Here is a 20,811-nt window from a genome sequence, read left to right on the forward strand (position 1 = left end):
TCTCTAAACAATTTAATCCTATGATAAATGTTACTAAGTAGTGTTTTGTTCGATTTTAAAGAATGTTCACATCTACAAGAATAGCTATGTTAAAGCTCGAACTGTCATGTTAATCTATAACAAAGTTTAACAAAGTTAGAAGAATAAATGTTATAATTTGTAATATAAAACTGTTTTAAATGAGGTTGATAAAGTGAATATAAATGTTCGTAGTATGACAAAACAAGATATTCAAAGTGTTCAACGTGTTGCAAAAACTAGTTGGAACACTACCTACGAGGGAATCATTCCTGTCGAAATACAAGAGAACTTTATACATACGGCATATTCTGATGAAATGCTAGAAAAACGTCTGTTAAACACGGTATTTTTAGTAGCTGAAATAGACGGAGAAATTATTGGGTTTGTTAATTTTATACCTTTAAAAAATGAATCTAAGGTAGAGTTAGGCGCAATTTATTTATATAAAGAGTATCAAGAAAAAGGGATCGGCACAGCCCTATTAGATGAAGGGATAAAGCTATTTCCAAATGTGAAAAAAGTATATGTAAATGTTGAGAAAGAAAATGAAAGTGGCCTATCTTTTTATAAAGCTAGAGGATTTGTTATTGAAACAGAATATGATGATTTATTTGATGGTCATATGCTAAAAACAGTTCGAATGATACTACATCTTTAACCCTCAACACAAATGTTGGCAATGAAGATCCAAAACAGTTTTTAGGGGAGTGAACATATTGAGAAAAAATCTTCAGTATCCAATTGGTGAGTTTGTTGTTCCAAAGCAAATCAGTAAAGAAGATATTAATCAATGGATAAATGATATTGAACAAATGCCAGGTCAATTAACAAAAGCACTTGATGCTTTATCAGAATCTTTAATTGATACCTCCTATAGACCTGGGGGCTGGACAGCAAGACAAATTGTTCACCATTTGGCCGATAGCCATATGAATAGCTATATCCGTTTTAAATTAGCTCTTACAGAAGATAAGCCAACAATAAAACCGTATGATGAGAAAATATGGGCTGAGTTACCTGATTCTACACTTCAACCAGTTGAGTTCTCTCTTGATTTACTTCATTCCCTTCACAAGCGTTGGTCTTACTTGTTAAGATCAATGTCATTCAATGATTTTAATCAAACTTTCTATCATCCGGAAAGTAAAAAAGAAATGTCATTGATGATAAATACTGCACTTTATTCATGGCATGGAAAACATCATATTGAACATATTAAATTAGTGCAAGTGCATTAAAAGAATGTATTTAAGATTGGCTATGTTAAAGCTTATGGTTGATTTTTAGCACTTGGTTGATTGGAGTGAAAGGCATGAGACTCCTGCTTAGAGAAGCGTGTCGAAGGGAGACCCCACAGGCGCTTGCGCCGAGGAGGCTTCCGGACCTAGGAAAAAAGATACTTTTTTCCCGGGAAAGCGAATGCCTGTAACGGAAATCAACCAAAAAGTTTAACAGAGCCTTAAAATTTTATGTTCCATTTAATCTGCGTAGTTTAATAAGTTTAGTTGGCTTCTCTAGGGAAACCGGGATATAAGTATTTAAGCTAACGATAAATCCGAATTATTAGGTGATGTTTAATTAATGCCTACTATTTCGGGTTATTCGTTATTTTCGATGTTTTTTAAAATTTTGTCCTAGCCTCTTAGACCACAAAAAAATTACTTGCTAAAAATTAAAACAAATAAGCAAGATATAAACATTGTACAAGCTAAAGGGGTCATCACTATTCTTTCTTTTGTACTTTTTGAAGCTAGATTTCCCAAAGTATTTAACCCCATAAAAATAGTAATCGTCCACACAAAAAAGTTCGTAGGTAAATCGAACTCAAATGAAAAAATTCTAGTATGAATTAAAAAAATAAAACCAAATGAAAGTAATAGCAATGCTGAGGGCAAGCTTAGGTATCGCATTCTTTTCGGTAGTACACCTTGATATTTACCGCCCCAGCTGTAGTCTGCCAATGGTAAACCTAAGAAAAGCATAAATTGAAAAATAGCAATTAAAACTGAAATAACAGCAACTACAATTGCCGCAGCTTGTAAATATATATCCTCCATAACAATCTCTCCAAACCTCTTGATATGATAACTTTGCCTTTTTAGCAGACTTTAAATAGTGGTAGGGATAGTAATGAATGCCTGTTATAAGTAACAACATCCCCTGTGATGACTTCAAAAGCATTTTTTTAGAGTACCGAATTTCCTCTATACTTATTCGTTGTTTTCTTTCATTTCTCCTTTATAACTATAATCTTGGTTATATCAAGTACATTTGCAAAGTGCCACATGAATCTGTTTATATCATTCTTCCTAAATGTTAAAAATCCACCTAATAGGTTTACTTTTATCAAAAAAGTGCTATTTATATGATAATGAATGAGGTGGGAAAAATGATTAAATCCTTTAAGAAGCAATTTAGTAAACCTGATGGATTTTTAGGAGTGATTGCTGGAAAGATTATGGCTTTGGAGAATAGGAAATTAAATTCTTGGACCATCTCGTCGTTAGGGATAAAAGATCATGATGTAGTCCTTGAAATTGGATATGGTAGTGGAATGAGTATGGAGAAAATCTTGAAGCAACATAAAAACATTATGATTGATGGTATTGATGTTTCAGAAACGATGCAGAAACAAGCAGCGAAAAGATTAGATCATGATATCAAAAATCAAAAAGTACACCTAATGATAGGTGATGTAGAAAAAGTTAACTTAAATCCTTGTACATACAATAAAATCATGACAGTGAATAACTACACAATTTGGGATCATCCAGAGAAAGGATTGGCTAATCTTTACGATTCTTTAAAACCAAAAGGTAAAATTGCGATAACTATGCAGCCTCGAGAAGAAAATGCAAGCTCTGCAAAAACTAGGATGTTTGCCAAACAGATTTTTAATGATTTAACAACGTGTGGTTTTTTAGATATAAAGGTGCAATTTAAACGGATTCGCCCGGAATTAGCTGTTTGCGTGACAGCAGTTAAAGGTGAATAATATCAGGCTGACCCTTTTCAGACTGTTTATAAACGTTTGCTTTTTCAATTTGTACTTTGTTATGGTGCGCATTTTTTAGCACACGTATTGAACAAAGACTTACTTTAGAAAAGCAAGTGTTTCAATCAGTCTGAAGGGCTTACCATTATTTTTCTACAAGCTAAACAAAATATTCCGCTGTGTTGTGGCCTTTTATAGAGATATACTTACTTTTCAAGTGCTGAGCTTACAAGACCTATTAAAATGCCTAGTAATGCTCCTCCAGCAACCTCTGCAGGTTGATGCCCTAGCAATTCATTTAATTCTTTTTCTTGTTTTACATGAAAAAGTCCAGGCATATGACCAGACAACACTTCAATATCTGCATCAATATCATTTACTATTTTAGCGATTTCTCCAGTGTGTCTTCTTATTCCTTGAGCATCATACATAACGATAATCCCAAAAATAACGGCTAGTGCTGTATCGGTAGAATTAAATCCTTTTTTTGTCGCTACATACGTAGCTAATGCAGAAACCCCGGCAGAATGAGAGCTAGGCATACCACCTGTTTGAAATATTGGTCGCCAATCCCATTCGTTATTTACTTTTTTATTTGTAAACACCTTTAAACCTTGAGCAATGCCAATACCAGAAAGAGCTGTCCAAATTCCTCGATTCATCATACTCACCCCTCTACTAGTAGTGTTCATCAAATTCATTTCTATATTCCATTTATGAAAAGCAATTAAAAAAAATTTAATCGTTCAAGTAGAGGTTATAAATACTTCGTCATATTTTGACAAATTATTTCCCGCAAAATAATCGATTTGAAATAAATGGTTCAAGTGTAAAAGAGAAGGGAAAAGGATGAGTATACATAGATGAAAGGAGAAAATAAATGTGGATTAAACATTCGTTTTTTAAATATTTAACAGCGGCTATTTTAGTGTTAATCGTTTTGCTTTTATTAGGTAAACTCGATTATTTAGTTGAACCAATTTTAACATTAATTGAGACGTTATTCCTTCCGATATTAATAGCAGGGTTTTTTTATTATCTCATTCGTCCAGTTGTTTTATTTGTAGAGAAACCGCGCTTTATTAACAGGCCTGTTAGTATATTTTTAGTGTTTGGTTTGATTGTAGGAGGATTAACGGGTTTAGTTTATTCGATGGGTGATGTTGTGCAAACTCAGATTAATCAAATCACCACTGAGTTACCTAGTACATTCGAAGAATCTGTTGGCAAAACAGAGAAATACATTAATGAAAATAATATTCCTTTTCTAGAAACTGAGAATGTAAGGGAAACTGTCTTTTCATATTTAACCGATTCTGTTGAAAATCTAAGCAGTCATATTGTAGATGTTCTTTCAGCCATAGCAAATTTTGCTACGGTGTTAATTATTGTTCCTTTCATTTTGTTTTATTTATTAAAGGATGATGATCGCTTTTCACCATACTTATTAAAATTTATCCCAGAAAATCATGAAAAAGAAGGTAAACGAATTTTATCAGATATTCATACAACTCTATCTACTTATATTGTTGGGCAAATGATTGTTGCGTGTGTCAATGGAGTATTAATGTATATTGGTTATTTAATTATTGGACTTGATTATGCATTAGTATTAGCTCTGTTTGTTGTGATCACAGCGATTGTCCCAATCTTAGGGCCATTGTTAGGTGTGTTACCTGCTCTATTTGTTGGGTTAATGTACGATCCTTTTATGCTTGTTAAAATTGGTATTGTCCTACTCATCGTGCAACAATTAGAGGGTAATTTAGTTTCCCCTTTAGTAATAGGAAATCGTTTGAAATTGCATCCATTGACTATTATCCTACTATTACTCGCAGCAGGAAGCATGTATGGATTCATTGGAATCTTAATCGTTATCCCAGTTTACTCTGTTTTTAAAGTAACAATAAACAATGCGATCCGTTTTTACAAACTACGGTACAGTTGAAGATAATGAAAGCACCTTGGGGTTTGGAGATGTATTAGACTGCTGTAGCTAGGTAGCTTAGGTACAGAGAAAGAGAAAGCTCCAAGGTTATTTAATCCTAGAATAAAAATAGGCTATGAATAGAAGGTATTCTTGCCTTCCATTCATAAGCAATTCTTAATGGCGAGAAGCGAAAAGGTGGTCTATCTTGATTAAGTTTGTTGACGTGTAATCCATTTAGTTAGTGGAGGAGGATCATAAGTGAAGAACTTTTCAATCAATGGCTTTGGGTCTTCCTCAACAATAATCATTGAATGATATTCAGGTTTAAGAAATTGTTCTTGAATCATATGGTCAAAAAAGGTAAGTAATTTATCATAATAATGATTGCTATTCAAGATACCAATTGGTTTTTTATGTTCACCTAATTGTGCCCATGTGTATACTTCGAAGAATTCCTCCATTGTGCCAGGTCCACCTGGTAAAACAACAAATCCATCTGAGAGCTCTTCCATTTTTGCTTTTCGTTCATGCATTGTATTAACAACAATTAATTCTGAAATTTCTGTATGTGCTATTTCACGTTCCATTAACATTTTAGGTATAACACCAATCACCTCGCCGCCAGCATCTAAGGCTGCATTTGCAACAACGCCCATGATTCCAACTTTGGAACCACCATATACAAGTGTTAATCCTTCTTTTGCTATCTGTGTACCAAGACGCTTAGCTGATTCAGCATATAAAGGAGATGCACCAGTACTTGATCCACAAAAAACACTAATTCGTTTCATTGAAATCCACATCCTTTTAGGTTTTGGAAAGATTAAATAAAGTAATAGCAATGACTTCTATACCTTTTTTAGTGTAGTTTGTTTTGTATCGTTTGAAAACAATAACTTTTTTAAATTTTACAAATCATCATTGGAACAGCAAGACACTTTTGTCTTGAATAATATTTACATAATTTTCATGAATAAGAGAGAAAATGGATACATATGAATGTTATTTAGGAGAGATAAAGATGATCGTTGATTTTCGTTGGTTCGTGATGAAAAACAGTAATGAGTTACTAAGTACAAAAGGAGAGAATGCTCCTTTTGAATTTTATGAACAGAAGATAAAGAAAATACGCGGTAGATTATTAGAGGTGGTTATAAACCATCAACAGCAATTACTTCAAGCCAGTGATTATAAAGTAGATAAATTAATACTCTTAGAAGGTGAGGAAACAACACCTAAAAACAATGTCTTGGTAGAGAAAAATGATAATGGTTCCATCTATAAAGCATCAATTAACAGGCTCAAACTCCCTTTATTATATGATGTCATTTTCATTCCAGTTGGAGGGGTGTTGACGATGTCTGAAAGAAAAAAAGCAATTAAAGCTTTGAAAAGCCTTTATGATTCTTTGAAAGTTGATGGAGAAATGATTGTTGATCTATTCATTCAGAAGGAACTCTTTGTAAACAAAAGTGAAGAAAAGATACATGGTGAAAATGAAAAACTAACTATATTAGAATCCTCTATTCGTGAAATTGATTTTTTTCAGCAAACAGCAAGTTACTTGCTTTCAATTGAAAATTGGCAAGATGGAGAGTTGAAAGCAAAGGAACGAAAGCTTCATTCGTTTATTTGGTTTGGTATGAAGGAATTTAAATTAATTCTTGAAAGAATTGGTTTTAGCGAGGTAACAGTTATTGGTGATTATCAAGTGGAGAATGAGGAAGATTTTTCGAATTGTGAGGTTTTCACGTTTGTTGCCAAAAAGAAATAATGAGACTTATAAAGAGCGCTAGACATTAAGAAAGTTATATGAGTTTTCACTATACAAAATTCCTCATTAGTATATTTTATGATTTTTCTAGAGGCTCTTTTCTGAAAGATTGTTGCTAATTGACATAATTCTTTATTAGAAACAGTGTTTACATCGCATAAAAGGTACTATTCTATTAGAAAAGATGCCACTAGACTTTATATAGTGCTGTTTCCATCAAGTATTTAAAAGCAACAAAGTTTACGAAACCAGCCTTTCTAGAAAAGGATGGAAATTTATTAAGAAATAAATGAATCATTAATAACAATTTTGCACTAAAGTGATAAAATAGGAATGATGAAAGTACTGAGGAGGAAACCTACATGAAAATGAAATTAGGTCTAATATATGGTGGGAAGTCTGCGGAACATAATGTTTCTCTGCAAACAGCCCTTGCGGTTATAAATGCGTTAGATATGAGTAAATTCGATATTCATCCAATATATATTAAAGAAAACGGTGAATGGATAAGAGGTCAAGCAATACAAGAGCCTGTTAAGGAAGTTAATACATTAAAATTAGAAAACAGTGGAAATTTGATTTCGCCAGTTTCTTTAAACGCAGATTTGTTTCCAACAAAAGTGGAGAATTCCGAAAAAATTGATGTGATTTTTCCATTACTTCATGGACCAAATGGTGAAGATGGAACAGTTCAAGGATTACTTGAATTAATGAATATCCCTTATGTTGGGAATGGTGTACTTGCATCTGCTGCAGGAATGGATAAGGTTGTGATGAAAAATTTATTCGCACAAGCCGGCCTTGCGCAAGCTAAATATGTACATTTTATTAAAAAGGATTATGATGAATCACCACTAGAAGTGTATGAGGAAGTTGAAAATTCACTAGGTTATCCTTGTTTTGTAAAGCCTGCTAATTTAGGGTCTAGTGTTGGTATAAATAAATGTGATGATCGACAAGGTTTAGAAGCTGCTATAAAAGAAGCTTTTGAATATGACCGAAAAATTATTATTGAAGAAGGTATTTCAGGACGAGAAATTGAGATTGCAGTGATAGGAAATGATGATCCAATTTGTTCTGTTGTTGGAGAAATAGCTCCTAAAAAAGCATTCTATGATTATAAAGCAAAATATGAAGATGGTGACACGGACTTAATAATTCCGGGAAATATTACAGAAGCGGAGTATAAATTGATTGAAGAGATGGCGATCACTTCATTTAAAGCAATTGATGGATCTGGCTTAGTACGTGCTGACTTTTTCTTAACACAAGATGGAAAGGCATTGATTAATGAAGTAAATACGATGCCTGGGTTCACACCATTTAGTATGTTCCCATTAATGTGGAAGCATACAGGCTTGGAATACCCTCAATTAATAGAAAAGCTTGTTAAGCTTGCTTTAGAACGGTTTGAGCAAAAACAGAAAATTAAACATACGGTTTAATTATTTAAAAAAATAAATCTTGGTTTTTAGATTAATAAAGCTTTTCAATGAAGTTTACTGCAAGTGACAGGAAATGAACGTTATGTAAGATCTGACTAGAAGAGGAACTGAATGCATTAAAATCAGTTCCTCTTTTTAGTCCATTGTGTAGTAATGATGATTTTTTAAAAGGAAAGGAGCATTACATATGATAAAGAAAACATTAGCTCATATAGAAAAAATGGTAAATGGTTCTGGATTAAATGACGAGCAAAGAAACATATCCATATCAGGAGTAACTACAGATTCTCGCCAGGTTGAAGGGGGTAATTTGTTTTTTCCATTAGTCGGTGATGTTTATAATGGACATGAATTTGTAGAAAAAGCGATAAAAAATGGAGCAGCTGCGGTCATTTGGGAGAAATCCGAAGTTAATCCGCCAAATGAGGTACCTGTAATTTTCGTTGAAGATACACTTCTTGCTCTTCAATCACTTGCAAAGAATTATAATGAACAATTAGATGTAAAAGTAGTTGGTATTACAGGAAGTAATGGTAAAACGACAACAAAGGATATGGTCGCTGCAGTTTTAGAAACCACGTTTAAAGTACATAAAACAAAGGGTAATTTTAATAATCATATTGGTTTGCCATTAACGATTTTGAGCATGAAAGAAGAAACGGAAGTTGCTATCTTAGAGATGGGAATGAGTGGTCGAGGGGAAATTGAACTCCTTTCTAAAATGGCACATCCTGATGTTGCGGTTATTACTAATATTGGTGAGGCCCATTTGCTTGATTTAGGTTCTAGAGATGCTATTGCAGAAGCGAAGCTTGAGATAGCAGAAGGACTTAAAGAAGATGGTTTGTTAATATATCATGGTGATGAACCACTTTTGCAAGAAAAAGTACCAACGATTCAAAAGGCAAAAATGACTTTCGGAGAAAATAGTCAAAATGATTACTATGCAACAAATATAAGTCAAGAATTAACAGGAACCTCTTTTAAAGTTAAAGAAGAGGATTATTTCATCCCTGTTTTAGGTAAGCATAATGTTAGTAATGCATTAGCAGCATATGCAGTGGCTGAAGCTTTTAATGTACAGAAAGATGCTATTAAAAAAGGATTTCAATCAATTAAGGTTACAGGTATGCGTTTAGAGTTACTTAAATCGAAGAAGGGTTTTTCAATTATAAATGATGCATATAATGCAAGTCCTACTTCAATGCAAGCTGCTATCACTTTACTAGAAGATTTAAGAGGTTTTGATAACAAATTTGTTGTGCTCGGAGATATGTTGGAATTAGGAAACGAAGAAAAGGAATTTCATCGTCAAGTAGGTCGATCGATAAACAAAGATGTCATACCTCATATTTTAACTTATGGAAAACTTGGGAAGGAAATATCTATTGGTGCAAGGGAGAATCAATCTGCAGATTTTGTGCATCATTTTGAAGATAAACAACAATTAATACAACATCTAGAATCGGTGATGAACAAAAATGATGTAGTTCTTGTAAAAGCATCTCGAGGAATGAAATTAGAAGAGGTTGTGGACGGATTGATTTAAGGTCATTAATAAAGCCTTTGTATAAAGGCTATGTTAAACTTTGTTGTTGTTTTCCGTTCCAGGCATTTTTCCTAGGGAAGATTAATGAAAAAGCCCAACTACAGGCTTTTTCTAACTGCAATTCTTCCGAGTAAGAAGCTTTACATTTTTCTCAGTGACTTGTTTGTAATTTGTGGAATACGCTTTTAGTAAAGGAGGGAGAAATGTTGAAAGGATGTCTCTTTATACATGGCTTTACTGGGGCCCCATACGAAGTTGAGCCATTAGCGAATTATATAAAGGAAACGACAAATTGGGTAATTAGAGTTCCAACCCTTCCGGGACATGGAGTAACTCTCACGTTAAAAGGGCATACATATAATGACTGGGTTTCACATGCTGAAAGGGAGCTTCTTAAACTGATGGAAGAAGTTGATGAAGTATACATCATTGGTTTTTCAATGGGTGGAATCATCGCTTCTTATCTCGCTGCGAATTACAATGTGAGCAAGTTGATTTTGTTAAGTGCTGCTGCTTACTATGTTAATCCGAAGCAGATTATGGTTGACCTTAAAGATATGATGAAAGATTTAGTAAAGGGAAGTATTTATGAAAATGAATTATTTAATCGCTATAAGAAAAAGATTGCTCAAACTCCTCTAAGCTCAACATTGGAATTTCAAAAGTTAGTTAAAGTAATGAAGCCTTATTTAGAAAAAATAACGTTACCTGTGCTTATTGTACAGGGTGAGTGTGATGGTATTGTACCAGTGAAAAGCGCTCACTACCTGTATAACAAGATTCCGTCTAAGATGAAAGAATTACGCTTACTTCCATGCTCGAAGCATCTTGTTTGTCATGGAGAGGATTATGAACATTTAAAGAAACTTGTAGAGGATTTCTTACATGACCATAATCATGAGGTAAAACATGTGAATCCAAGTCACTAAATAAATATTCTGTAAAAGTAAGAGCTTACATGCTTCTCGTAAGTGATTTTGGTCTTTTGAGGACAGGAATATATCTTACAATAAGTTGAAATAAGCTAGTGGTAGTGGTATGATTACATTTAAAGTGTTTGCGGGCTTTAAATAAGGTAAACTGCTGCCCTTGGTTGTTGAAGGGTATTTTTTGTGTGAAGGAAATGGAGACGAAGAAACGCTAAAGATGTTGCATATGCATTAAATAAAAATGATTTTGCCATGTGTTTAGTCGTACTTCGTTCGCTATGCTAACGTATATAAGGGTTTCGGCGATACTCAGTTTTTCCTTCATTTAGATGTTGGCATCTTTAAGCCATAGCCGTATTGTAAACAATAAATCAGAACGGTTTCTTACATCTGACTGTTTTTCATGATGACACAACAGTTGATAATTTACTTGTAGCTTCTTAGGCTTCATGCCAATAGCTTATAAGGATTGGATAAACATCGTTTCATGATGAAGACGATAATAAAATTACCTATAAGGTCTGTAAATATTTACAGCAAACGATATATAGAAGGAGTATGAAAACATTGACATTAACGTTTCAAGAATTAGGTTTAAGTTCGTCATTAATGGAATCAATAAGTAAAATGGGGTTTGAAGAGCCATCACCAATACAGGCTCAAACAATTCCACTTGGTCTACAAAACAAGGATGTAATTGGACAAGCGCAAACTGGTACAGGTAAAACAGCTGCATTTGGTATTCCACTTATTGAGAAAATCGACGTAAACAGTAACAGTATTCAGGCTGTCGTTGTAGCACCAACACGTGAGCTTGCAATCCAAGTATCTGAAGAATTGTACAAAATCGGTTACCATAAGCGCTCTCGCGTGCTTCCAATTTACGGTGGGCAAGATATTAACCGTCAAATGCGTTCATTAAAGAAGAATCCACATATTATTGTTGGTACTCCGGGACGTTTATTAGACCATATTAATCGTAAAACTGTGAAATTAAACGCAGTTCATACTATGGTTTTAGATGAAGCAGATGAAATGTTAAACATGGGCTTTATTGAGGATATCGAATCAATCCTTTCTAACGTTCCAAGTGATCGTCAAACATTACTTTTCTCTGCAACAATGCCAGATCCAATTCGCCGAATTGCTGAGAAATTCATGAAAGACCCTGAGCTAGTTAAAGTGAAAGCAAAAGAAATGACAGTTCCAAACATCACTCAATACTACTTAGAAACACATGAAAGAAAGAAATTTGACGTATTAACAAGATTGCTTGATATTCAATCTCCAGAGCTTGCCATTGTTTTTGGTCGTACAAAACGTCGTGTTGATGAGTTATCTGAAGCATTAACTTTAAGAGGTTATACTGCTGAAGGAATTCATGGTGACTTAACTCAAGCAAAACGTATGTCAACTCTACGCAAGTTCAAAGAAGGCACAATTGAAGTACTAGTTGCTACAGATGTTGCTGCACGTGGACTTGATATTTCTGGTGTTACTCATGTTTATAACTTTGATGTGCCTCAAGATCCAGAAAGCTATGTTCACCGTATCGGTCGTACAGGGCGTGCTGGTAAAACAGGTATGGCAATGACTTTTGTTACTCCAAGAGAAATTGACATTGTTAAAAATATCGAGCGTACAACAAATCGCAAAATGGATCGTATGAAACCACCAACTGTTGATGAAGCAATTGAAAGTCAACAACAAATGACAGTTGAAAAGATCCGTTCTATCGTTGAAAGTGATAACCTTGCTTTCTACAAGCGTACTGCTGAAGAATTGTTAGAAGAGTTTGATGCACAAGTTGTTGTTGCAGCAGCTATTAAATATATGACAAAAGAGCCAAATTCTGTAGAAATTAAACTTACAGAAGAAGCACCTATGTATAGATCGAAAAACAAAGGTCGTTCTTCATCTTCATCTAACAATAGAAGAAGAGGCGATAACCGTAGTAGTGGTGGCGGTAGTGGACAAAAAAATCGTTCATACGGTAACCGCGATAGAGCTAAGAGCGGTAGCGGTGGCCAAAGTAGCAGCAAACGTCGCTACTCTAATCCGAAATAGTAACAAAAATCGAATCCAGTTATGGGTTCGATTTTTTTGTTTGTTTTCTTAATATATCAGAATTTATATGTTTTGTACGTAGTTTGGATGTCTAGCTCCAGCGCCTAGCCCCTCGAGGTCATAAGCCAATTTGCCATGGAAGGCCAAGAACGCCTTCCATGTCAAATCGTCTTATGCTTGTCGGGGCTGACCAAGGCGCTTGTGCTTTTCTTATGTAGAAAATATCTTATTGAAATCATTACAGTTGGTGAAACTACATGTAGAGGTGATGTTTAATGACGGTCGTTCGATTAGGGTATGTAGCGATGAGTATGAATCTTCAAAACTGTTCTCCTTCTCAAACCATGACTTTTGCTCAATTTAGTAAAATAAAGGATCGCGAAGCAGCAATAGCAAAGCTCGAAAAAATTGCGAAGTCGAACCTGCAAAATTGCTTAAGGTTGTTAAGGCATAATGAAGCAAATGATATTAAATTTTTCCGGTTTAGCTCTAAGCTTATTCCACTAGCCAATCATGATGAACTTCATGATTGGAAGTATATGAATAATTTGGAGGATCCATTAATGGATATTGCTGAATTTATTGCAGATCACCCGATGCGAGTAGGTTTTCATCCCGATCATTTTGTTGTATTAAATTCTCAGCAGCCAGATATTTTTAAAATGTCGTTAAAAACATTGCGAATGCATGAATTACTATTAAAAGGAATGAATGTCAATCCTGAGCATCGTTGTGTGTTACATATTGGAGGAGCGTATGATAACAAGGAAAAAGCACTAGAACAGTTTATTCATAATTGGGGACTAATCCCCGTTTCTATTCAACGAATGTTAATGCTTGAAAATGATGATACTACATTTCATGTAAATGATGCTCTCTATTTGTGTGAAAAACTAGGTGTGCCGCAAATATTTGATTATCATCATCATCTAGCATATTACGAAGACTTAAATTGGGAACCTCATTGGAAAAGAATTTTGAATACATGGAAGAATTCTTCTTTGCCTGTAAAAATGCATATTTCTAGCCCTAAAAGCGAGAAGGAATTCCGAGCCCATGCGGATTATATTGATGTTGAGATGTTTATGGAATTTTTGAATACAGTTAAAGGTGAAACGAAGGAACTTGATTGTATGATTGAAGCGAAGCAAAAAGACAATGCACTGTTTCAATTAGTTCATGATCTTAAAAGATATTCAGAAATAGAATGGATCGATAAGGCCTCTTTTCATATCAATTAAATAGTGTAAGTAATGATTATTTTATATGTTATTTGAAAATTTCAGCACAAACTACATGTTAAAAATTTATATTAAAATCATGAAAATAATTCCAGTATGCTATAATCAAATGGGATTATTTTCTTTTTGTACGATGAGAAAATATAAAGTGTAAAGCTATCGTCTTAACTTGGATTGAGCAATTATTTCATTAATTATCTATGAAAAGTATTGGTTCCTTTTATCCAGTGGTTAATCTAACGTAGTAAATTCATGATCCATGTATTACGTGTATAACTGATTTGGTTTCCATTTGTTTTGATATAAGATATGGGGGGGAGAATTGTGAGAGAATTACCGAAAAATCAGATTAGCTTGCAGGCACTGAAGGTTTGGAGAATAAGTGCAGTGATTTCTGCAAGTATATTTTTACTTATTATTATTGCTGGGGGAGTTGGTGTATACTTCCTTGGGTTTTCCTACTGGATTACGATAGCTTCGGCTCTACTATGGTGTGTTTACTCAGTTGTGACGATCGTTATTATTCCAAAACTTAAACATCGTATGTGGAGATATGAGGTTCATGAACATGAAATTGATCTTCAATATGGGCTCTTCATCATTAAACGAGTATTAATACCCATGGTGAGAGTGCAGCATGTTGATACACATCAAGGACCTTTATTAAGGAAACATAAATTAGCTTCCATAGAGATTTCTACTGCTGCTACTAAACATGAAATACCTGCATTAGAGATTGAAGAAGCTGATGTTCTGAGGGATTATATCTCGAAGCTAGCTAGGGTGACTGATGATGATGTTTAAGCCAAAGCGAATTCATCCTGTAGGAATGATCCTATCGTTTGTGAAAATGATTAAATCATATATCATACCTGCCATTGTTTTCTTTTTTGTCGTTGTAGAGGAGTCATTTAATTTATATTTTATCATTGGTGGTATTTGTTTAGTTTTAATCATTGTCATTGTTAGTGTGCTAGGATGGTTAAAGTTCACCTACTGGATTGAAGATGGAGAATTTAGAATTGAGTATGGTGTTATTGTAAAGAAGAAGCGCTATATTCCAATCGAAAGAATTCAATCAATTAATAGCAGTGCCGGTATTATTCAACAAATCTTTCGTTTAGTAAAGGTACAAATAGAAACTGCTGGTGGTGGTATGGAGGCAGAAGCAGTTTTAACAGCAATAAGTAAAAGTGAAGCTGAAGCGATTGAACAAGCTCTTGCTTCTTATAAGCATCAACTAACTGAAGAGCCTATAGAAGAAGATGAATTAATCGAAAAGCCGGATTATCCTTCCTATAAAATAAAACCTAAGGAATTATTTGTGGCGGCATCTACTTCAAGTGGTATTGGCGTAATCATTTCTGCAGTAGCGGCATTTCTATCGCAATTTGATGAGTTTATACCTTATGAAAAGTTGTTAGATCGCTTTGATTTTCTAGCAAATGCTAGCTTTACGCTATACGCGATATTAGTGTTTTTTGGCTTTTTCATTGCATGGGTATTAAGTGTGATCGGTGTTCTTTTAAAATATGCATTTTTCACTGTAACTAAGATTGATGATGAAATTAAAATTTCTAGAGGAATTTTTGAAAAAAGGCAAATATCTATTCCGTTAACTCGTATCCAAGCAATTAAAGTTGTGCAAAATCCCTTAAGACAATTATTAGGCTACTCAACTGTGTATATTGAAAGTGCAGGAGGGACAGCGGGTGATGATGGAGGATCTTCTACCATTGTATTTCCTGTTATTCAAAAAAAAGATTTGATGAATCTTTTAGATACATATCTTCCTAATTTTAAGCTAAATGAAGAAGTGTATTCTTTGCCTAAACGCTCAATGAGTAGATATATAATAAGAAAAGCTCTCTTAGCGTTGATCGTCATTGTACCAGTAAGTTATCTTCTTTTTCCGTGGGGGCTGTTGTCAATACTATTACTGCTAGTTGGAATTCTTTGGGGATATCAAACCTTTAAAGATACAGGGTGGTATATCGTAGACAATCAGTTGCAATTAGCTTATCGATTTGTTTCAAAGTCGACAATTTTAGTTCGGAGAAACAGAATTCAATCTATTAATCATACGAAAACCTTTTTTCAGGAAAAAAAATCACTAAAAACGTTTAGAGTATCAATAAAATCCGGCATAGTCGGGAAAAGCTTTTCAATTAAAGATATGGATGATCAAGATGTGGAAAAGTTATTATCTTGGTATTCTTATTCCTCAGAAAACAAAACCAGACACAATCTCTAAGTGTCTGGTTTTGTTTAAAATATGCTTTTAGTGTCTAGATTGGGACTATCAGCGAGTGGAAGCTGAAGGGATGATAATGTCAATATCCGCTTCTATTTTTCACAATGATTTAAAGAAATCGAGATAAAACCCCTATTAAAATGATCATGAAGAAAATCACCCAAAAAACTCCCTTAAAGGTCCATTTCCCCAATTTCCATTGAAATGGTGTTGAGCTTCTTGTTGAAGTATAAGTTGTTTCATGGACAAAGTGAGTTCTCTTTTTAATAAATAATGGTGCTAAAATAAATCCTCCGATAAATCCGAAAATATGGGCAATGACATTTATATTTGTATTGAGAAAAGTCATGATTAAGCCTATGACTAAAATGCTAATAATGATTTGTGAGTTCGCTTTATCAATTGTTCCCTTTCTAAAGTAAACCATGAATAGATATGTACCAAATAACCCGAAAATAGCTCCAGATGCCCCGATATGAACATATTGTAATGGTTCGAAGAGAAAGGTCGCAATATTAGCAATGATGCCCGCACCTACATATAAAATAATGAATTTTGTCTTTTTTAAAAATCTTTCTAATGCTGGTGCGAATAAGATAAGTGAAATGGTATTAAAGAAAACATGACCAAAACTAATGTGAAGAAAGATCGGCGTAATTAATCTCCAATATTCACCATATGCAATCCCAGTGTTATATCCTTCTAATAAACGTAAAGATATTTGTATAGAAGGAAGAGGGATTTGAAATAACAACCAAAAAAATAGATGAATACCGACTATGACCGAAACGACTGGATATAATCGAAGAAAGGATTGGAAACTTTCTGTTCTAGTAAACATAACTTTTTGCTCCTTTTCATTATTTTCTCTATTTATTATCTAATTATTAAGAAGCTATAAAGTGTGATTTTTACCACGAGTAAAATCACATTGTGGAAATCTCACTTTATACTAACATGAATATGTACAAGTTGTATAAAATAGTACTATAAAAGGCTTATTGGAAGGTGTTGTTTACATAATGATTATGGGGATTGGTTTAGACATTATTGAACTTGATCGAATAAGAAGGATCGTTGATCGGCAACCGGGATTTATCAAACGAATTTTGACTTTAAATGAAATAGAAAAATTCGCTTCTCTTTCAAAAGAACGAAAAGTTGAATTTTTAGCAGGAAGATTTGCTGTAAAAGAGGCATACTCCAAAGCCTTAGGGACAGGAATAGGAGAGGAAATAAGCTTTCAAGATATAGAAGTAATAAATGATGACAAAGGAAAGCCTGTTATTAAAATTTTAAATGACAAGCAGGAAGAAGTCTCTACACATGTTACCATCACACATACTCGGCAATATGCTGCTGCGCAAGTAATTTTAGAGCAATAAGATCGTTTAAAGGCATTAGCCACTCATATTTATCGATACTTTATGGGTGGCTCTTTATCGTATAATAAATGCTTATTTTAACATGAATGATCTTATTTCCCTCTGCAAACTCTACCTTTACATTTCGGCTATTCTTCTCAAGTTCAAGTCCAAGCCTTTTTCTCCTAGCGATTTATATGTTAAACACGAAAAATTCAGCGCATAAGTTTTAGGTGTTTCTAAAGTGAATGCCTGTAACGGAAATCAACAACAAAGTCTAACAGAGCTAAATAATAAGGATCCTCGGGTAATATTAGTAAATTTTAAAGCTAGTCTGCATATTTGGAAAGTTTGTCTCATATATTTGGTAATGCGATAGGGAAGACAAGTTGTTGTTTTAAGAATCATCTATTTCTTTTGTCTTTTTAATAATTTAATAGAAAGATGTAGCTAAATGAGATGAGTCTAGCAATAACGATCTTCCTTTTTAACGTTATATGAAGCAAAGGGGTTGAAAAAGTTGAAAAAAAGCTTTGTGTTATTTTTAGTAGGGCTTTTAGCAGTAGTTGCTCTAGCTGGGTGCGGTGAGAAATCACAAGCTGATGTCGTTCAAGCGTTAGAAAAGAAGATTGAAGAAATGTCTGGGTATAAAGCGAAGGGGAAAATGACTCTTCAAACGGGAAGTGAACCACAGGAATATGAAATTGAAATTTGGCATAAGGGACCAACATATTATCGTGTGAACCTTAAAAATTCTCAAAAAGAACAAAGCCAAATGATTTTGCGAAATGATGAAGGTGTTTTTGTTTTAACTCCAGCACTTAATAAAAGTTTCCGTTTCCAAAGTGACTGGCCACAAAACAGTAGCCAAGCTTATCTTTATGAGTCTTTAGTAAAGGATATCTTAAAAGATGGAGCAGAGGCGAAGTTTAGTTCAGCTGAAAATCAATATGTTTTTGAAACAAAAACAAATTATCAAAATAACAAAATGCTCCCTATCCAGGAAATCACTTTTGATAAAAAGAGCTTAGCTCCTTCTATGGTAAAAGTCATGGATACAGATCGCAATCCACTTGTTGTAGTAGAATTTTCTAGCTTTGAATTCAACGCTTCATTTGATGATAACTCATTTGATGTTGAGAAAAACATGTCTAGTGCACAAATCGAAGTTCCAACTATGGCAACAGGTGATCGTGAGCCATTCGCTGTGAAATATCCATTAGAACAGCCTAACGGAGTTAAATTAGTAAAGGAAACAGAGATTGATACTGAAAATGGTAAAAGAGTAATTTTAACATTTGATGGAGAAAAGTCATTTACTCTCATCCAAGAAAGTGCTGAAATTGCTACACCGGCTTCAGCTTCAACTTCAACATATGTAAATGGTACACCAGCTGATTTAGGATTCACTATTGGTGCAATGTCTGACACATCTCTAACATGGACACATGATGGAGTTGATTATATGTTAGCATCTGAAGATTTAACAACAGATGAATTGCTAATGGTAGCTAAGTCAGTACAAGGTCAAACAGCAAAATAACAAGAAAAATGGGGTGGTACAATCCACCCTTTTTTTGATGGTTTAATAAAGGAAGCAGCATTTATCTACTGAACTCAACCAGTCATGTATCCAATTACTCATTATTTTTTTGCGTCACCATTTGACAATTCTATAGTATAGTCGAGATAATTATTTCAATAGTAAGCAGGATGAGGAAGTGGATTAGGATGCAGTCTGGGTTTTACCGAGATACATGGGTAGAAGTAAATTTAGATGCGATAAAACAAAATGTTGTATCAATGAAACGGCATATTGGTGACGAGATAGATATTATTGCTGTTGTAAAGGCAAATGGCTATGGTCATGGAGCTGAACAGGTTGCTAAAGCAGCTATTGATGCTGGTGCAACAATGCTAGCTGTAGCCTTTTTAGATGAGGCGATTTCACTAAGAAATGCAGAGATTAATGCGCCAATTTTAGTCATGGGAGCAACACGTCCAAGTGATGTTAATGTGGCCATTCAATATAATGTCACTTTAACAGTTTTTTCGATCGATTGGCTAAAGGACGCTGAAAGATATATTACGAATGAGGAGCTACATTTTCACATTAAGTTAGATACTGGAATGGGACGTTTAGGTGTAAGAGATGAAGCTGAATTAAAGAGTATGTTTGTTCATGCCAATCAATCACCTCACTTTGTTATAGATGGGATATTCACTCATTTTGCAACTGCGGACGAAACAGATTCTGGATATTTTGATGAACAATATGGAAAGTTTGAAACACTATTAGCGAGTGTTCCACATCAAAAGCTTGTTGTGCATTGTGCGAATAGTGCTACTGCATTAAAATATCAACGGAAATTATATAATGCCATACGATTAGGTATATCAATGTATGGTTTAACTCCATCAATAGAAATGAAGAAAAAGTTACCATATGAACTACAAGAAGCATTCTCATTACAGTCAAAGCTGGTTCATGTTAAAAAGATAACAAAAGGTGAAAAGGTAAGTTATGGTGCAACATACGAAGCTAAAGATGATGAATGGATTGGAACAATCCCAATTGGATATGCTGACGGTTGGGCGAGGCACTTGAAGGATTTTGAAGTGTTGGTGGAGAATAAAAGAGTACCATTAGTAGGAAGAATCTGTATGGATCAATGTATGGTAAAACTTCCTCATCATCTGCCTATAGGTACGCAAGTGACGTTAATTGGTCAACAACATGACCAGATCATTTCCATTGATGATGTTGCGAATTATCTTGATACAATCAATTATGAAGTTCCGTGTATGATAACTTCACGAGTTCCGCGTATTTTTTTGGAAAATATGAGTATAATTGAAAAGGTTAATCCTATTTTAAAAAGATAAATATTAAGCGGTTGTGAAACAGTTTGTTGTTTTGCAGAAGTGCCTAGTTTCCTGTGATCATATATGTATCTTAAATCTATTTAGGCGTTTGTGCTTTACTTATAAGATCAGAAAGTATAAAAATTCTGCACATATTTTGGTGTCTAGCTCCAGCACCTAGCCCCTCGAGGTCATAAGCCAATTTACCTTTGAAGGCCAAGAACGCCTTCCATGTCAAATCGTCTTATGCTTGTCGAGGCTGACCAAGGCGCTTGTGCTTTTCTATCCAAACATTGTTAACTTGAGAAATAAAATCATGTTTATGAATAATTACCCTTTACATGACGATAATATTGAAGGGTAATGTTTCGGCTAAT

At 34.2% G+C, this 20,811-nt stretch carries 18 protein-coding genes and 1 pseudogene; 15 read left to right on the plus strand and 4 right to left on the minus strand.

All coding sequences use genetic code 11. The annotated features are described in order from the left end of the window. The first annotated feature begins 214 nt into the window (after positions 1–214). Both LC076_RS22460 and LC076_RS22465 read left to right on the plus strand, forming a co-directional pair. Entirely contained in the window at positions 215–679 is a 465-nt protein-coding gene (locus tag LC076_RS22460; RefSeq protein ID WP_264191661.1) for a GNAT family N-acetyltransferase, read from the plus strand. A 58-nt stretch (positions 680–737) separates the two neighbouring features. Next, positions 738–1,259 carry a YfiT family bacillithiol transferase gene (locus LC076_RS22465; protein ID WP_264191656.1) on the plus strand — a complete coding sequence of 174 codons (522 nt, stop codon included), beginning with the start codon at positions 738–740 and terminating at the stop codon, positions 1,257–1,259. Positions 1,260–1,679: 420 nt separating this feature from the next. On the opposite strand, the gene LC076_RS22470 is transcribed toward LC076_RS22465, so the two are convergent. Beyond that, positions 1,680–2,078 (minus strand): hypothetical protein, encoded by a 399-nt coding sequence (locus LC076_RS22470; RefSeq protein WP_226671368.1) that lies wholly within the window; start codon positions 2,076–2,078, stop codon positions 1,680–1,682. Between the two features lie 332 nt (positions 2,079–2,410). Here LC076_RS22470 and LC076_RS22475 point away from each other — a divergent pair, with 332 nt between their 5' ends. Further along, positions 2,411–3,016 (plus strand): class I SAM-dependent methyltransferase, encoded by a 606-nt coding sequence (locus tag LC076_RS22475; RefSeq protein WP_226671369.1) that lies wholly within the window; start codon positions 2,411–2,413, stop codon positions 3,014–3,016. Between the two features lie 206 nt (positions 3,017–3,222). Here LC076_RS22475 and LC076_RS22480 read toward each other — a convergent pair whose 3' ends face one another. Beyond that, the gene (locus LC076_RS22480; protein WP_264191657.1) at positions 3,223–3,678 is read right to left on the minus strand and encodes a divergent PAP2 family protein; all 456 of its coding nucleotides are present in this window, start codon (positions 3,676–3,678) and stop codon (positions 3,223–3,225) included. 218 nt (positions 3,679–3,896) lie between these two features. Here LC076_RS22480 and LC076_RS22485 point away from each other — a divergent pair, with 218 nt between their 5' ends. Continuing rightward, entirely contained in the window at positions 3,897–4,964 is a 1,068-nt protein-coding gene (locus tag LC076_RS22485; RefSeq protein ID WP_226671370.1) for an AI-2E family transporter, read from the plus strand. A gap of 191 nt (positions 4,965–5,155) precedes the next feature. Here LC076_RS22485 and LC076_RS22490 read toward each other — a convergent pair whose 3' ends face one another. Further along, positions 5,156–5,737: a TIGR00730 family Rossman fold protein gene (locus LC076_RS22490; RefSeq protein WP_226671371.1), complete on the minus strand. Its 582-nt coding sequence runs from the start codon at positions 5,735–5,737 to the stop codon at positions 5,156–5,158. Positions 5,738–5,967: 230 nt separating this feature from the next. Here LC076_RS22490 and LC076_RS22495 point away from each other — a divergent pair, with 230 nt between their 5' ends. The 8 genes from LC076_RS22495 (at position 5,968) to LC076_RS22530 (ending at position 16,205) form a co-directional block, all read left to right on the plus strand. Beyond that, positions 5,968–6,720, plus strand: coding sequence for a hypothetical protein (locus tag LC076_RS22495; protein WP_226671372.1), 753 nt, complete (start codon positions 5,968–5,970; stop codon positions 6,718–6,720). A gap of 362 nt (positions 6,721–7,082) precedes the next feature. After that, positions 7,083–8,165, plus strand: a complete 1,083-nt coding sequence (locus LC076_RS22500; protein ID WP_226671373.1) for a D-alanine--D-alanine ligase — start codon at positions 7,083–7,085, stop codon at positions 8,163–8,165. Positions 8,166–8,352: 187 nt separating this feature from the next. Beyond that, the gene (locus LC076_RS22505; protein WP_226671374.1) at positions 8,353–9,714 is read left to right on the plus strand and encodes a UDP-N-acetylmuramoyl-tripeptide--D-alanyl-D-alanine ligase; all 1,362 of its coding nucleotides are present in this window, start codon (positions 8,353–8,355) and stop codon (positions 9,712–9,714) included. A gap of 206 nt (positions 9,715–9,920) precedes the next feature. Next, on the plus strand, positions 9,921–10,643 hold the full coding sequence (locus LC076_RS22510) for an alpha/beta hydrolase (protein WP_226671395.1): 723 nt from the start codon (positions 9,921–9,923) through the stop codon (positions 10,641–10,643). A 567-nt stretch (positions 10,644–11,210) separates the two neighbouring features. Beyond that, positions 11,211–12,710 carry a DEAD/DEAH box helicase gene (locus LC076_RS22515; RefSeq protein WP_319005581.1) on the plus strand — a complete coding sequence of 500 codons (1,500 nt, stop codon included), beginning with the start codon at positions 11,211–11,213 and terminating at the stop codon, positions 12,708–12,710. Positions 12,711–12,985: 275 nt separating this feature from the next. Beyond that, positions 12,986–13,951 (plus strand): UV DNA damage repair endonuclease UvsE, encoded by a 966-nt coding sequence (gene uvsE, locus LC076_RS22520; protein WP_226671376.1) that lies wholly within the window; start codon positions 12,986–12,988, stop codon positions 13,949–13,951. Between the two features lie 324 nt (positions 13,952–14,275). Beyond that, a complete protein-coding gene (locus tag LC076_RS22525; RefSeq protein ID WP_226671377.1) occupies positions 14,276–14,755 on the plus strand; it encodes a PH domain-containing protein in 480 nt (159 codons plus the stop codon). Then, positions 14,748–16,205: a PH domain-containing protein gene (locus LC076_RS22530; protein WP_226671378.1), complete on the plus strand. Its 1,458-nt coding sequence runs from the start codon at positions 14,748–14,750 to the stop codon at positions 16,203–16,205. Before LC076_RS22525 ends, LC076_RS22530 begins: the two co-directional genes overlap by 8 nt. A 256-nt stretch (positions 16,206–16,461) precedes the next feature. On the opposite strand, the pseudogene LC076_RS22535 reads toward LC076_RS22530, so the two are convergent. Continuing rightward, positions 16,462–17,046, minus strand: a pseudogene (locus LC076_RS22535) (rhomboid family intramembrane serine protease); the annotation flags it as partial. Positions 17,047–17,227: 181 nt separating this feature from the next. Between LC076_RS22535 and acpS the strand changes: the two are divergent. The 3 genes from acpS (at position 17,228) to alr (ending at position 20,455) form a co-directional block, all read left to right on the plus strand. Then, a complete protein-coding gene (gene acpS, locus LC076_RS22540; RefSeq protein ID WP_226671380.1) occupies positions 17,228–17,590 on the plus strand; it encodes a holo-ACP synthase in 363 nt (120 codons plus the stop codon). Positions 17,591–18,089: 499 nt separating this feature from the next. Next, on the plus strand, positions 18,090–19,112 hold the full coding sequence (locus LC076_RS22545; protein WP_226671381.1) for a LolA family protein: 1,023 nt from the start codon (positions 18,090–18,092) through the stop codon (positions 19,110–19,112). Between the two features lie 188 nt (positions 19,113–19,300). Then, entirely contained in the window at positions 19,301–20,455 is a 1,155-nt protein-coding gene (alr, locus tag LC076_RS22550) for an alanine racemase (protein WP_226671382.1), read from the plus strand. The last annotated feature ends 356 nt before the right edge of the window (positions 20,456–20,811 follow it).

Origin of the sequence: Metabacillus litoralis (assembly GCF_020524045.1) — a bacterium.
Lineage (GTDB): Bacteria > Bacillota > Bacilli > Bacillales > Bacillaceae > Metabacillus > Metabacillus litoralis_C.